This is a genomic window from Caballeronia sp. SBC1 (assembly GCF_011493005.1).
In the GTDB taxonomy this organism is placed as follows: Bacteria; Pseudomonadota; Gammaproteobacteria; order Burkholderiales; family Burkholderiaceae; genus Caballeronia.
On record NZ_CP049156.1, the window covers coordinates 1,208,764 to 1,223,319 of the forward strand.

Sequence of the window (14,556 nt, forward strand, 5' to 3'; positions counted from 1 at the left end):
TACAATAACGCTCATGTCAGATCCCCGCTTTGTTCATCTTCGTGTTCACTCCGAATTCTCGATTGCCGACGGCATCGTGCGCCTTGACGACGTTGTTAAAGCCGCTGCCAAAGACGGTCAGGGCGCGCTCGCGCTGACCGATCTCGGCAACGCTTTCGGCCTCGTCCGTTTCTACAAGGAAGCGCGCGGCAAGGGTGTCAAGCCCATTGCCGGCTGCGACGTCTGGATTACCAATCCTGCAGATCGCGACAAGCCCGCGCGCTTGCTGTTGCTGGTGAAAAACCAGCGCGGTTATCTCAACCTGTGCGAGTTGCTTTCAAAAGCCTGGTTGACGAACCAATACCGCGGCCGCGCGGAAGTCGAATACGAGTGGCTGGAAAGCGGGTTGTCGGAAGGCTTGCTGGCGCTCTCGGGCGCGCAGTATGGCGATATTGGCATGGCGTTCGCCGCCGGTAATGATCAGGCCGCGGAACGTCACGCGGAGCGCTGGGCCAAGCTTTTTCCGGGCGCGTTTTACATCGAGTTGCAGCGCGCGGCGCTACCGGGCGGCGAGACCTATATTCAACAGGCCGTCGCGCTGGCCGCGAAGCTCAAGCTGCCGGTAGTCGCTACGCACCCGATGCAGTTCATGACCCCCGACGACTTTACGGCGCACGAAGCCCGCGTGTGTATTTCCGAGGGCGATATCCTCGCGAATCCGCGGCGTCAGAAGCGCTTCACGACTGAACAATATTTCCGCACGCAAGAAGAAATGTGCGCGCTGTTCGCGGATATTCCGTCGGCACTGGCTAACACGGTCGAAATTGCGAAGCGCTGCAACCTGAAGCTCGAACTCGGCAAGCCGAAACTGCCGCTGTTCCCCACGCCCGATGGCATGTCGCTTGACGACTACCTGGTGCATTTGTCGAAGGAAGGTCTCGAGAAACGGCTGGTCCAGCTTTATCCCACTGAAGCCGCCCGCGAAGCGCAGCGCGAGACGTATTACGCGCGCCTGGAATTCGAGTGCAAGACCATCATTGGCATGGGATTTCCGGGCTACTTCCTGATCGTCGCCGACTTCATCATGTGGGCGAAAAACAATGGCGTGCCGGTCGGTCCGGGCCGTGGCTCGGGCGCGGGTTCGCTGGTCGCGTACGCATTGTTCATTACTGATCTCGATCCGCTCAAATACAACCTGCTGTTCGAACGTTTCCTGAACCCGGACCGTGTGTCCATGCCTGACTTCGACATCGACTTCTGTCAGGAAGGGCGCGACCGCGTCATTCAGTACGTGAAGCAGAAATACGGCGCTGACGCCGTGTCGCAGATCGCAACCTTCGGCACGATGGCGGCGAAGGCGGCCGTGCGTGACATTGGCCGGGTGCTCGACCTGGGCTACATGTTCACTGATGGCATCGCCAAGCTGATCCCGTTCAAGCCGGGCAAGCACGTGACCATCGCGGACGCGTTGAAGGAAGAGCCCACGCTGCAGGAACGCTTTGACAACGAAGACGAAGTGCATCAGTTGATCGAACTTGCGCAGCGCGTGGAAGGGCTGACGCGTAACGTCGGCATGCACGCGGGCGGCGTGTTGATCGCACCGGGCAAGCTCACGGATTTCTGCCCGCTTTATACGCAGGGCGAAGACGGCGGCGTGGTCAGCCAGTACGACAAGGACGACGTGGAAGCGGTCGGGCTGGTGAAGTTCGACTTCTTGGGCCTGACCACGCTCACTATTCTCGACTGGGCTGAACGGTATATCCGCCGTCTGGATCCGTCGAAGAAAGACTGGAATTTGTCGCAGGTTCCGCTCGACGACCCCGCTTCGTTCCAGATTCTCAAGAAAGCGAACACAGTCGCCGTGTTTCAGCTGGAAAGCCGCGGCATGCAGGGCATGCTGAAGGACGCACAGCCTGACCGCTTCGAGGACATCATCGCGCTGGTGGCGTTGTACCGGCCGGGTCCAATGGACCTGATCCCGAGCTTCTGCGCGCGTAAGCACGGCCGCGAGATCGTCGAGTACCCCGATCCGCGTGTTGAGTCCGTCCTGAAAGAGACCTACGGCATCATGGTCTATCAGGAGCAGGTGATGCAGATGGCGCAGATTATCGGCGGATACTCGCTGGGTGGCGCCGACTTGCTGCGTCGCGCGATGGGTAAGAAGAAGGCCGAGGAAATGGCCGAGCATCGCGAACTGTTCCGGCAGGGCGCGGCGAAGAATGGACTGACGGCGGTAAAAGCCGACGAAATCTTCGACTTGATGGAGAAGTTCGCCGGCTACGGTTTCAACAAGTCGCACGCGGCCGCTTATGCGCTGCTCGCGTATTTCACTGCATGGCTCAAGGCGCATCATCCGGCCGAATTCATGGCGGCGAATATGTCGCTCGCCATGGACGACACGGACAAGGTCAAGATCTTGTTCGAGGATTGTCTAGTCAACAAGATGGCCGTGTTGCCGCCGGACATCAATCAGTCGGCGTACCGGTTCGAGCCGGTGGCCGAAGCGGACGGCAAGCGATCGAAGACCATTCGATACGGCCTCGGCGCGGTGAAGGGCAGCGGGCAGAGTGCTATCGAAGAAATCTTGCGCGCGCGGGAAGAAGCGCCGTTCACTGATCTCTTTGATTTCTGCATGCGGGTGGACCGGCGCATGGTGAACCGGCGCACGGTGGAAGCGCTGATCCGTGCCGGCGCATTCGATTCGCTGCACAATAATCGTGCGCAATTGATTGCATCGGTGTCTCTTGCAATGGAAGCGGCCGATCAAGCGGCGGCCAACGCCATGCAGTCCGGTCTCTTCGACATGGGCGACGAACCGCAGCAAGGCCACGACCTTCTCGACGAACCCATGTGGTCGGACAAGAAGCGTTTGCAGGAAGAGAAGAGCGCGCTGGGCTTCTACCTTTCGGGCCATCTCTTCGACGCCTACAAGACCGAAGTGCGGCGCTTCGTGCGGCAGAAGATCGGCGAGTTGAAGGAAGGGCGCGACAAGCTTGTCGCGGGCGTGATCACCACCATGCGCACCCAGATGACCCAGCGCGGCAAGATGCTGATCGTGAATCTGGACGACGGCACCGGCCAATGCGAAGTGACCGTGTACAGCGAGCAATTCGAAGCGAACAAGGCACTCTACAAGGAAGACGAGTTGCTGGTCGTGCAGGGTCAGGCGCGCAATGACGCGTTCACTGGCGGCATTCGCTTCACGGTGGAAGCGGCAATGGATCTCGAACGCTCACGCAGCCGTTATGCGCAGGCGGTGAAGGTGGAAATGAACGGCAACGCCGACGCGCTGCGGCTTAAGAAGGTGCTGGAAGCGCATAGCGCGCCGCCTGAACAAGCCGCTGCGCCAGCGGCAGCACCGGCGCCATCGCGCGGAGGTTCGCGTGGAGGCGGTGATCGTGACGGCGGCCGTGGACAAAGACAGCCCGTGCATATCCCGAATGGCCTGAATGTGAGCGTTGTGTATCGCACCGAGCATGCCGAGGGCGAAGTGCGGCTCGGCGACGCGTGGCGTGTCAAGCCGACCGACGATCTCATCACGGCATTGCGCGGCGAATTCGCGGGAAGCTCAATCGAAATTGTGTATTGATGCGCGCCGGGACGAAAGTCGCCATCTCCGCCAACGCGCTGAAACTGAGCGGCGGACTTGAACGTTACGCGCTGGACCTGATCCGGGGGCTCAACGCGGCCGGCTTCACCGGCGAGCGCAAACCAGTGTTTTTCGCGCGCAAGATTGATACGTCGCAGCCGGAAAGCCAGATGGTCGATGCGCGCCGGATCAACGTGTCGTTTCTGCCGTCCAAGCTGCGCGATACGTACTACAACTGGGTGCTCAAACGGGCACGCAAGAAAGCGCGGGTGGATCTGCTGATTGGCTGCAACCGTGTGGAGTCCTCCGAGATAGCGATCTGCGGCGGGACGCATATCGGCTTTCTCACCGCGACCGGCCGGCGCGAGCGCCGCTCGGACAGCCGCCAGATTGTGCTGGAGCGTTTGCAATACCAGCAAGCCAAGGTGATCGTCGCGCACTCGGAAATGATGCGCAACGAATTGCGCTCGTTGTACAACGTGCCGGATGCAAAAATCCATGTCCTTTATCCGCCCGTGGACGGTACGCGGTTTTCCCCGGCGCCGCCCAACAAACGTGCTGAATTGCGCAAGCAGTTTGGTTTCGCCGATCAAGAGATCGTGCTGCTGTTTCCGTCGAGCAGCCACGAGCGCAAGGGGTTGCCGCTGATCGAGGCGGCGTTGCGTGACAGCGGCCTGCAAGTGGTTGTCGCGGTGGCCGGACGGCCGCCTGCGCAGACCTCGGCGCAGGTGCGCTACATGGGTTATGCAAAGAATATCGAGGATGCTTATCGGGCGGCCGATTTCACCGTGCTTGCCTCGAAGTACGAGCCGTTCGGGCTGGTCGGTATCGAATCCGTGATGTGCGGCACGCCGGTGATTTTTCCAACCAGCGTAGGCTGTTGCAGCGCGATTGCGGACAACGCGAAATTTACCTTTCAGCCGGGTGATGCAGATGGCCTGCGGCACGCCGTCCAGCGCGCAGTGGATGCAAAAAGCACAAACGTGACGGCGGCATCCATTCTCTACGACACCAGCATTGCCGCGCATATTGCGTCGTTGCTGGCGCTCGCCGAGGGCATTACTGCCAACATGCCGGTCAGCGCATCCGGTTCAGTTCAGAGAGCTTGAGAAACCGGTAATACACGGTCTGCGCATTGAACACGGCAATCATGAAACCCGCGCGGCCGTCGAGAAAACCGCGTCGCAGAAAGTAGGTACGAACGAAGGCCCACGCCCCGCGCAGCACCGCAGTGGCCAAGCTGCCGCGCTTGCCCGCCGCGTGGCGTTGACGCGCCCCGGCCGTGGAATAGTTATCCAGCTTGCGCAGGACGGTCTCGAAGTCCTCGTAGGAGTAGTGCATCAGCTTGCCCTGCAGGCGCGCGACCTTGGTTGCATCCGGGTCCGTCAGCACCAGCCGCTCGTGCACGAGGTCATCGGAGAAACGGGCTGTGCCTCGTTTGAACAGACGCGGAATCCAGTCTGGATACCAGCCGCTGTGCCGCACCCATTGCCCGCAAAAATTCGACAGCCGGTCGACCGCGTAGACCTCGGCTTGCGGCTTCGAGAGCGCGGCACGGATAGCCGCGCCCAATTCCGGCGAGACCACTTCGTCCGCGTCAATGGACAACACCCAGTCGGTCGCGAGCGCATCGAGCGCGCGATTTTTCTGCGGCCCGAACCCCGGCCAGTCGCGCGCCTCAATCACGCGCGCGCGGTGCGCCTCCGCTATGCCAACAGTCGCGTCGGTACTGCCGCCGTCGATCACGACGATTTCATCGGCGAAGGAAACAGCTTCGAGACACTGCGCGAGGCGTGCGGCTGCATTGAAGGTGATGAGGGCAATACCGAGCGTTGGACGAGTCATGGGGCTTAAGCGTGGGATATGCGAATTGCGATAATTTGATGCGAAAAGTTCCAGCGATGAATGCTGCGTTTATAGTCGCTGTCTCGTTGCATTGTCTCGTCCATGACAGGGCCTGCCGGGCTTGGCGAGGCCGGGTGAATTCACACCATACGCATCGCGCATCAATCCTGGCCGCCCGGCCACTGTTATACCAGACCAGCGGCAACATGCCACGGTCGGCAGGGCCATGGGCCTGAACGACCGTAGACGGCGGTGAGACCGAATACATCGCCGCAAAAAGACGCAAATGCGATCGACTTGGCGCGTGAAATTCAGCGTATTGACACAGCGCATGAAATACGCGAATCGAAGGGTCCGCAAACTGGAATCCAGTGCTCGGCGCCATTCAATTTGAAACTATCAAGATTCACTCGGAGTTCACCATAGTAATGAAACCGCTGAGAATTCTGCACAGCGAATCGTCCAACGGGTGGGGCGGTCAGGAACATCGGACGTTCAAGGAAATGCTCGCACTGCGCGAACGCGGTCATACGCTCGAACTAGTGTGCGTGCCGGGCGCGCGGCTCGGCGAACGTCTTGGGGCGGAAGGCTTTACGGTTCACACCACGGCCATGCGTTCAGGCGCCGACGTCAGCGCGGTTGCTCGCATTCGGCATATTCTCAAGCAAGGCCGTTTCGATGTGCTAAATACCCATAGTGGTCGCGACAGCCTGCTCGGCGGCGCTGCCGCACGGCTCTCGGGAACGCCGCTGATCGTGCGGACCCGGCATCTTGCGCTCGCCATCACGTCGCGGGCGACCTACACCTGGCTGCCGCACAAGGTGGTGGCCGTGAGTCAGTCGGTGATGCGTTACCTGGTGTCCGCGGGCGTGCCGCAGCAGGATATCGTCACCATTTATACAGGCATCGTCAAGCCGCAGCCGGTGAGCCGCGCGAGCTCCACCTTGCGCGCGGAACTGGGTCTCGGCGAGGACGCCGTGATCGCGGGCACCGTGGCAATCCTGCGCGACAAGAAGGGACATCCAGACCTGATCCGTGTCGCGAAACGGTTGATCGAACAGCGGCCGAACCTGCATTTCGTCTTCGCTGGCGACGGTCCGCTCTTCGACGAGACCCGCGCGTACGTGCACGCACAAGGTCTTGTCGATCACATTCATTTACTCGGCTTGCGCCGCGATATTCCGAACGTATTGGCGGGCTTCGACTTGTTCGTGCTGCCGACTCATCAGGAGGCGCTGGGCACGTCGTTCATCGAGGCGATGGCAGCCGGCCTTCCGGTGATCGGGACGGCGGTGGACGGCGTGCCAGAAGTGATCGATGACGGCGTGAACGGCCTGCTCGTGCCCCCGCACGACGACCAGGCGCTGGCCGCGGCGCTGCTGCGTCTGGTCGATTCTCCGGACGAACGGCGCCGCATGGGCGCGGCCGGTTTGCAGACCACGCAGACGCGCTTTTCGGTGGATACCATGGCTAGCGAGATGGCCGCGTTTTACCGAAGCAGCCTGAGCGAGCGGGGCGTTGCATGAGCTCGGCGCTGAGCACGGCGCGTGCCGTGCCCGTGCTGATGTACCACCACGTGAGTCCGTCGGCGGGTGCGGTGACGGTGTCGCCGGTGCATTTCGCGGATCAAATGGCCATGCTCGCGCGCGAGGGTTACACCACGCTCGGCGCGCGGGCGTTCAGCGAGTATCTGGCGGGCAAGCCCGTGCCGTCGAAGTCAGTCGTGCTCACCTTCGACGACGGTTATCTCGATAACTGGGTTCACGCGCATCCGGTCCTCGCCGAACACGGTTTTACCGCACTCGGATTCCTTGTGTCGGGCTGGGTGAACAGTGGCCCGGTGCGCCCGAACGCGCTGGACTCTACATCCACGCTCGACCTGCTGGGCCACTCAGCAGCAAAGGCCGCGATCGAGGCCGGCGAGCCCGACCAGGCCATCTTGCGCTGGTCGGAAATCGACGCAATGCGTCAAGCCGGGACCTTCGAGTTTCACAGCCACACGCACACCCATACACGCTGGGACCGCGTGAGCGCCAACGCAGACACCAAACGCGCGCGCCTGCGCGACGATCTGCTGCAGGCAAGGGCGGCGCTCGCCCAGCACCTTGGCGACGTATCGGATCATCTGTGCTGGCCGCAAGGCTATTTCGATACCGACTACGTTGAAGAAGCGCACGCGGCGGGTTTTCGTCATCTGTACACCGTTGAGCCTGGCACTAACCCGCGTCACGACAATCCTGCGCGCATCTTGCGGCTGGACGTGCGCGACAAGCCGGCCACGTGGCTGAAAAGACGTCTGTGGGTGCATAGCCGGCCGCTTCTCAGCCGGCTTTACCTGAAAATCAAATGATGGCCTGCCCGTGGGTCGCGCGTCCCTTGCTGACACGGCGGGAGCGGCCTTCAGGCCTACCTGTTTTAATAATTCAGAGTACTTATTACCATGCATGATCGCCACGTCTCTGTCATTGGCCTGGGCTATGTGGGTTTGCCCGTCGCCATTGCATTCGGCCTGCAACGCCGCACGATCGGTTTCGACACGAGCCCCGCCCGGCTCGCCGATCTGCGTGCGGGCCTTGATCGCAATGGCGAAACCAGCCGCGAGGAATTGGCCGCTGCTCGCCTCGAGCTGACCGATAGCATCGAGGTGCTCCGGCAAGCCAATTTTCATATTGTCGCGGTGCCCACGCCGATCAGCGCGGGCGCCCAGCCGGACCTGATGCCGGTGAAACAGGCGTCCGAAACGGTCGGCCAGGCGCTCAAACGCGGCGACGTGGTGGTGTACGAATCGACCGTCTATCCTGGCGTCACCGAGGAAATCTGCATCCCGATCCTCGAGCGTGAGTCGGGCCTCAAGCTGGGTATGGATTTCACGGTTGGCTACAGTCCGGAGCGCATCAACCCCGGCGACAAGCAGCACACGTTTCGCAATATTATGAAGATCGTGTCCGGGTCGGATGCCGCGACGCTTGATCTGGTGGCGCAGGTCTATAGCTCGGTGGTGACGGCCGGGGTGTACCGTGCCGGTTCGATCAAGGTGGCCGAGGCCGCGAAGGTGATTGAGAATACGCAGCGCGACCTGAATATTGCGCTGATGAACGAGGCGGCCATCATCTTCGATTACCTCGATATCGACACACGCGAAGTCCTGGACGCCGCCGGCACCAAGTGGAACTTCCTCAATTTCACGCCGGGGCTGGTGGGCGGACACTGCATTGGCGTGGATCCGTACTACCTGACGCACAAGGCGCAGGTCTCCGGTTATACGCCCCAGGTGATCCTCGCCGGCCGGCGCGTGAACGACGGCATGGGTCGTTTCGTGGCCGATCGGGCCGTGAAGACGCTGATCCGGACTGGCCGCGCGCCGCTGCGTGCAAGGGCGATCGTGCTCGGGCTGACGTTTAAGGAAAATTGTCCGGATTTGCGTAATTCGAAAGTCATCGATATCGTGCATCACCTGCAAGACTACGGGCTTGAGGTTCAGCTTCACGATCCGCTCGCGGACGCGGTGCAAGCCTTCGATGAATACGGCGTGACGCTGACCGGTTTCGACGCGCTGGAACCCGCCGATCTGATCGTGCTGGCGGTTCCGCATCGCGATTTTTTGGCGAAGACGGACGCGTTGCTGGCGCTGGCGAACCCAGGCGCCGTGTTCGCCGATGTCAAGTCAAGCCTGCCGCTGGACGTCATCAGCGGGGCCGGTCTCGTAGTATGGCGGTTATGAAAATCCGGGCTCGCCGCGACCAACCGGCATAATCTCGATTTCACGTAGGAAACGCCACTCGATGAGCCGACTTTCCGGACGCGTGCGCATTTTCGCCCGCGCGTTGCCCCGGCTGGCGTTGAAGCCGCTGCGTCGCAAGCCTCAAGTCTTGAAGCGCATCCTGATTGCGCATCATTTGCTGCTCGGCGACACGCTGCTGCTGACGCCGCTCGTCGCGAAACTTCGCGCACAATATCCTGACGCGCAGATCGTGCTGACCTGTCCCAAGCCGATCGTGCCGCTCTATGCGGGCAGGCCGTTTGGCCTCGACGTCATTCCGTTCGACCCGCGCGACTTCCGCTCGGTCAATGCGGTGTTGCGCTCGGGACCGTACGATCTTGGCATCGTGGCCGGGGATAATCGGCATACGTGGCTCGCGCTGGCGGCGGGGTGCCGCTGGATCGTCGGACATGCTGCGGACACGCCGGCCTGGAAAAACGTGCCGCTCGACGAAGCCGTGCCGTATCCCGACGCGCCCGCAGCATGGGCCGATCTCGCCGCCGAACTGGTGGCCGGGCCGCCGCCGCGGCCGTATCGGCTGAGCGACTGGCCGGCGCCTGCGCCTGCCGCGTTTTCAGAATCTGACGCGCGCGCGTTGCGAGGTCCTTACGTAGTGTTACATCCGGGGGCGAGCACGGAGGTCAAACGCTGGCCCGATGAACGCTGGAAAGCACTGGCGGCGTTTGTCGAAGCACGGGGTTTCACGCCCGTGTGGAGCGGCGGACCGAGCGAGACGGCGCTGATCGACACAATCGATCCCGATGGCCGTTATCCGAACTTTGCTGGCCGGATTGATCTGGGACAGGTGTGGCATTTGTTCTCCGGCGCTCGGGCCATCGTCTGTCCGGACACGGGCGTGGCGCACCTCGGGCGTCTGACCGGTGTGCCCACGGTTACATTGTTCGGCCCCGGTAATGCGTTGATACACGGCGCGGGAAATTACTGGCGCGATGCGCCGTTCATGCCGGTTACTATCGCGGACATGCCGTGCCGCAATGAACCGGATATCTTCAGACGGCACGTGGCTTGGGCTCGCCGCTGTGACCGCAATACGACGACTTGCGTAGCGTGGCGCGGTGACCATGCGGCCTGCATGGGTTTTATTTCGCTTGAGGTCGTCTGCAACAGCTTGCAGACGGTCCTTCCGGGAGTGCAATGACGAAGACGTGCAAGCAGGTGGAACGCGTCCTGTGGGTGGCGTGTCCAGTGATTATGTTTGTCGCGATGTTCGCCCATATGACCGCGTTCGAGAACATGGCGCTGGGGCTGGTGGGTATCGGTACGATAGCGGCGGCTTGTTCTTCGGAACGGCCGTCGCCGCTGCACTGGCCGCTGCTGTGGCCTATTGTTGTCTGGAGTGCGTGGGCGCTGGCGTCGATCGCGTGGTCGCCGTATCCGCGCGACAGCATGCATGCCTGGCTCGATGAAGTGTTGTATCCGCTGGTGTCGTTCTTCGCGTTCTGGCTGATGGGCACGCGCACGACCAGGCCCGAGCGCATGGTGTTGATCAACTGGGTGGCCTGCGTCCTGCTGGCCGCCGGCAGCTTGTATTACTGGGGCCGTTTGCAGCCACCCACGGATCCCGCTGATCTCCTTCTCCACTATTACAACCGTGTCGGCCATACGAGCACACTCGTCATCTTTTCGATGACGCTCTTCACCGGCCTGATGCTGAACCGCCGCTGGTGGCCAATCGGCCTGAGCGGGCTGGTGCTTGCTCTTGTCATCGGGTTGGCAACGTTCAACCGTTTCTTCTGGCCGGCCGCGGGCGTGACGCTCGTGATTGCGTGCTACCCGTTGTACCGGAAACACATGCTGATCGCGGGCGTGTGCGTTGCAGTGATCTGCGTAGCGGTGGTCGGCACGCTCGAAATGAGCGTACGGCTTCGTTACGGTCACGCCATGCCGAAACCCGCTGCACGGGAGTTGAAGGTGGGCCGCGACCAGGTGTACGTTCCCGAGGCGCTGGCCGGAATTGGTGACGCCATGTCTGCCGATACGCGTCCCAAACTGTGGGCGTTCTACGGCCGGGAAGGTGAGTCGCATACGTGGACGGGCATTGGTTTCGGCAAGCCGTTGCCGGGGCGGGTATTTCAAAACGAAATACCCCCTGCTTTGCTGGAGAAGGAACCGCAGGCTCTGACGCATGCGCACAACCTGTTTTTGAATACCTGGCTTGAGACGGGAATAGTGGGCGTGGTGCTGGAGGCCGCGTTGCTGCTTGCGCTGATCTGGCGCTTCTGGAGGCTGCGGCACGTGGTGCCCTGGCTAAGCGCGGCGGGCATGGCGCTGGTCATCGGAATGATTGCAAAGAATTTCACCGACGACTTCATGTGGCAGACCACCGCGCTCGCCTTCTGGTCGTTTTCAGGGTTGCTGCTCGGTCGCGGCGAGCGTCTGGCGGGGCGGGTTGCGCCGGCGCGACGGGCTGTGTCGCAGCAGCAGTAGCGGCGGAACTTCAACCTTGCTGCGGCCCCTCGCCTGGACGAGCCTCTTAATGAGACAAAGAGGGCCGGCGCATTACAATAGCGGTTTGCCGTGTCGGCGGGTTCAGCGCGCTTAGAGCCGCCCGGGCGCAGGTTCAGTCCTGCTCCGCCCGCCGTCCGACCTACGGATCCACGGATCCACGGATTCACGACTAAGGACACCTTTTGAGTCAGAAGCCAACCTTGAGCAAGACGATCGGCAGCGGGCAGACCACGTCGCCGGCCGCCGTGATGAGCCGGCTCTGGCCGTATATCCGCCCCCTGATCTGGATTGTCGCGCTCGGCCTGATCGCCATGGGCTTCGTCGCCGCGAGCGAGGCAGGAATTCCCATGCTGCTCAAGCCGCTGCTCGACCACGGCTTTGGCGCGAAAGGCAGCGCCAGCGCCAAGTGGATCGTGCCGGCCGCCGTGGTCGGCCTTGCCGTCGTGCGGGGCGGCGCGCAATACGCGTCGGGCTACTTGCTCGCCTATGTCACCAACAAGATCCTGCTCGAACTGCGCCTGAAAATGTTCGACCGGATGATCCACACCAGCGCCGGTTTCTTCCAGCGGGAAACGGCCAGCACGATCATCAACGCGATCGTGTTCGAGGTGAATCAGATCCTCAACGTGCTGCAAAGCGTGGTCGTCACGCTCGTGCGCGACTCGCTGACGGTCGTATTCCTGTTGGGATACCTGTTCATCCTGAACTGGCGGCTGACGCTGGTGATCGCGGTCATCCTGCCTGCTATCGGCTGGCTGGTGAGCAAGATCAATCGCCGGTTGCGACGGCTCAATCGCGAGTCGCAGTTGCTGACGAACGAACTGTCGTACATCGTGGAAGAGACCGTTGGCGGTTATAAAGTCGTCAAGGTGCACAACGGCCAGCGCTACGAAAACGACCGGTTCACCGAAATGAGCAATCGCCTGCGCGGCTACCAGATGCGCATGACGGTGTCCGGTGGTCTCGCGCAGCCGCTCACGCAGTTTTTGGCATCTATTGCGCTTGCCATTGTGATCACCATCGCCGTGGTGCAGTCGGCGAACGACCAGACAACTGTCGGCGGTTTCGTGGCGTTCGTCACGTCCATGCTGCTGGTGATCTCGCCGCTCAAGCACCTGATCGATATCAACCAGCCGCTGCAGCGCGGCATGACGGCGGCGGAACTGATCTTCGGTCTTATCGATGAACCGGCCGAGCCCGAAGGCGGCGGCCGGCCGCTCGAGCGCGCGAGCGGCGAGGTGGAGTTCCGCGAAGTGTCGTTCAGTTATGGCGTGACCGGACAGCCCACGCTCGACGCGATCTCGTTCAAGATCGCGCCCGGTGAAATGGTCGCGCTGGCCGGTGCGTCGGGAAGCGGCAAGACCACGCTGGTCAACCTGTTGCCGCGTTTCTTCGATCCCGCCAGCGGTGCGGTGCTGGTCGACGGCGTGCCGCTCACCGAGTACAGCCTGCACGATCTGCGCGGACAAATGGCCATGGTGAGCCAGGACGTGGTGCTCTTCAACGACACGATCGCCGCCAACGTGGCGTACGGCCAGACGCCGGACCGCGAGCGGGTGATGGCGGCGCTGGCTGCCGCGAATCTCGCCGATGTCGTCGCAGCCATGCCCGACGGCGTGGATACGCGTGTGGGCGGCAATGGCATGCGCTTGTCGGGCGGACAGCGGCAGCGACTGGCTATTGCTCGGGCAATCTACAAGGACGCGCCTATTCTGATTCTCGACGAAGCGACGTCCGCGCTCGATTCTGAGTCCGAACGGCACGTGCAGGAAGCCTTGGAAACGCTGATGAAGGGACGCACGACGCTGGTGATTGCGCACCGCCTTTCGACCATTGAACGTGCCGACCGGATTCTGGTGATGGAAGGCGGGAAAATCGCCGAGCAGGGCAGCCACTCCGAATTGTTGCGCCACAACGGGCTGTACGCGAACCTTCACCGGATCCAGTATCAGCAGCAAGCAGCCTGACGCTTTTTCGATTTAATCGATGCGCGCCCATGGTCCAAACGGCCAGGGGCGCGTTTTTGTTTTCGGGAACGCGGATTGGGGGCGTTTGTGTACCGTGCGGCGGACGGTGTTTCAGTGGTGCCTGGGATGGAAGGCCGTGCGTAACGAAGTGCTGAGAAGCGCTGAAACCTGACGTACTCGGGAATTGACCGTGCATTTGCGGACCCCTTTCCGCTATGGACGCACGGGCTTGCGGATCAACCGCCGCATTTGTACAGCCCTTGCAGGCCAGGCAACCCTTTTCGTCACGGACGAAGCGCCGCCGTCGGCGCGGCCGTAGCACGCCTTTGCAGCTTCTTGCGATACATCAGCGTCCATACCGTGAGCGCGCCATAGATGGCGTAACCGATGAACGGCGAAACGACCAGGAAACGTTCGATCGGCCAGTGCCAAGCCAGCCAGCTTCGAAGCGCATTCTCGCCCGTCAGGCCGAGACCCCACACGCCCGTCATCAGACGAACCGATCTACGCAGCGCGGGCCGCTCGTTCCAGAGCGCTTCGAAGCGTGCCGCGCCGCCTTCGCCTTCACGCGCGACGGTTGCCCGAGCGAGATAAAACGTGAGCGGACGCCGCATCGCGAGGGACAGCAGGAACACTACGCCGATAGCACCAGACGCCATCGATTCACGCATCAGTAGAAGCCGTGGACTGCCGCCGAGCGCCATGAGCACGACGGACAGTGCGATCCCGAGCAAGACCAGCACGCTGAGGGCATCGACGCGGCGGCTTCTCGCGAATTCCACCAGGCTCCAGACGACAGGCGGCACCGCCGACGCATACAGCGCGCCGAGCTCGCCCCAATGCGGCAACGCGAGCCGATACGCAAGCCACGGCAGTACAAGATTGACTCCGAGTTCAACGACAAGACCTGCTCGTATCTTCATGGCGAAATGGCGCTGAGGAAGAGA

At 61.9% G+C, this 14,556-nt stretch carries 10 protein-coding genes; 8 read left to right on the plus strand and 2 right to left on the minus strand.

The genetic code is table 11. The features are described from left to right. Positions 1 to 4 precede the first annotated feature (4 nt). Both dnaE and SBC1_RS05330 read left to right on the plus strand, forming a co-directional pair. Positions 5 to 3,568, plus strand: coding sequence for a DNA polymerase III subunit alpha (gene dnaE / locus SBC1_RS05325; RefSeq protein ID WP_207958433.1), 3,564 nt, complete (start codon positions 5 to 7; stop codon positions 3,566 to 3,568). Continuing rightward, a complete protein-coding gene (locus tag SBC1_RS05330; RefSeq protein WP_165088166.1) occupies positions 3,568 to 4,677 on the plus strand; it encodes a glycosyltransferase family 4 protein in 1,110 nt (369 codons plus the stop codon). The genes dnaE and SBC1_RS05330 overlap by 1 nt, the downstream gene beginning before the upstream one ends. Here the strand turns inward: SBC1_RS05330 and SBC1_RS05335 are convergent. Continuing rightward, positions 4,646 to 5,413 (minus strand): glycosyltransferase family 2 protein, encoded by a 768-nt coding sequence (locus SBC1_RS05335; RefSeq protein ID WP_165088170.1) that lies wholly within the window; start codon positions 5,411 to 5,413, stop codon positions 4,646 to 4,648. The genes SBC1_RS05330 and SBC1_RS05335 overlap by 32 nt on opposite strands. Positions 5,414 to 5,841: 428 nt before the next feature. Between SBC1_RS05335 and SBC1_RS05340 the strand changes: the two genes are divergently transcribed. The 6 genes from SBC1_RS05340 to msbA all read left to right on the plus strand — a co-directional run bounded on the left by SBC1_RS05340 (position 5,842) and on the right by msbA (position 13,609). Next, positions 5,842 to 6,939, plus strand: a complete 1,098-nt coding sequence (locus SBC1_RS05340) for a glycosyltransferase (protein WP_165088174.1) — start codon at positions 5,842 to 5,844, stop codon at positions 6,937 to 6,939. After that, on the plus strand, positions 6,936 to 7,763 hold the full coding sequence (locus SBC1_RS05345) for a polysaccharide deacetylase family protein (RefSeq protein WP_165088179.1): 828 nt from the start codon (positions 6,936 to 6,938) through the stop codon (positions 7,761 to 7,763). The genes SBC1_RS05340 and SBC1_RS05345 overlap by 4 nt, the downstream gene beginning before the upstream one ends. A gap of 90 nt (positions 7,764 to 7,853) precedes the next feature. Beyond that, positions 7,854 to 9,134, plus strand: coding sequence for a nucleotide sugar dehydrogenase (locus tag SBC1_RS05350; protein ID WP_165088184.1), 1,281 nt, complete (start codon positions 7,854 to 7,856; stop codon positions 9,132 to 9,134). A gap of 61 nt (positions 9,135 to 9,195) precedes the next feature. After that, positions 9,196 to 10,332 (plus strand): glycosyltransferase family 9 protein, encoded by a 1,137-nt coding sequence (locus SBC1_RS05355; RefSeq protein ID WP_165088188.1) that lies wholly within the window; start codon positions 9,196 to 9,198, stop codon positions 10,330 to 10,332. Next, positions 10,329 to 11,621, plus strand: a complete 1,293-nt coding sequence (locus SBC1_RS05360) for an O-antigen ligase (protein ID WP_165088192.1) — start codon at positions 10,329 to 10,331, stop codon at positions 11,619 to 11,621. Before SBC1_RS05355 ends, SBC1_RS05360 begins: the two co-directional genes overlap by 4 nt. A gap of 269 nt (positions 11,622 to 11,890) precedes the next feature. Further along, positions 11,891 to 13,609, plus strand: a complete 1,719-nt coding sequence (gene msbA / locus SBC1_RS05365; protein ID WP_206366046.1) for a lipid A export permease/ATP-binding protein MsbA — start codon at positions 11,891 to 11,893, stop codon at positions 13,607 to 13,609. Positions 13,610 to 13,893: 284 nt separating this feature from the next. Here the strand turns inward: msbA and SBC1_RS05370 are convergent, their stop codons facing one another. After that, positions 13,894 to 14,532, minus strand: coding sequence for a VC0807 family protein (locus tag SBC1_RS05370; RefSeq protein WP_165088200.1), 639 nt, complete (start codon positions 14,530 to 14,532; stop codon positions 13,894 to 13,896). Positions 14,533 to 14,556: the final 24 nt, after the last annotated feature.

What these genes read in the sequence shown, in the direction of transcription:
- SBC1_RS05330 (WP_165088166.1), top strand. Translation starts at nt 3,568, where the DNA reads ATGCGCGCCGGGACGAAAGTCGCCATCTCCGCCAACGCGCTGAAACTG.
- SBC1_RS05335 (WP_165088170.1), bottom strand. Translation starts at nt 5,413, where the DNA reads ATGACTCGTCCAACGCTCGGTATTGCCCTCATCACCTTCAATGCAGCC.
- SBC1_RS05340 (WP_165088174.1), top strand. Translation starts at nt 5,842, where the DNA reads ATGAAACCGCTGAGAATTCTGCACAGCGAATCGTCCAACGGGTGGGGC.
- SBC1_RS05345 (WP_165088179.1), top strand. Translation starts at nt 6,936, where the DNA reads ATGAGCTCGGCGCTGAGCACGGCGCGTGCCGTGCCCGTGCTGATGTAC.
- SBC1_RS05350 (WP_165088184.1), top strand. Translation starts at nt 7,854, where the DNA reads ATGCATGATCGCCACGTCTCTGTCATTGGCCTGGGCTATGTGGGTTTG.
- SBC1_RS05355 (WP_165088188.1), top strand. Translation starts at nt 9,196, where the DNA reads ATGAGCCGACTTTCCGGACGCGTGCGCATTTTCGCCCGCGCGTTGCCC.
- SBC1_RS05360 (WP_165088192.1), top strand. Translation starts at nt 10,329, where the DNA reads ATGACGAAGACGTGCAAGCAGGTGGAACGCGTCCTGTGGGTGGCGTGT.
- msbA (WP_206366046.1), top strand. Translation starts at nt 11,891, where the DNA reads ATGAGCCGGCTCTGGCCGTATATCCGCCCCCTGATCTGGATTGTCGCG.
- SBC1_RS05370 (WP_165088200.1), bottom strand. Translation starts at nt 14,532, where the DNA reads ATGAAGATACGAGCAGGTCTTGTCGTTGAACTCGGAGTCAATCTTGTA.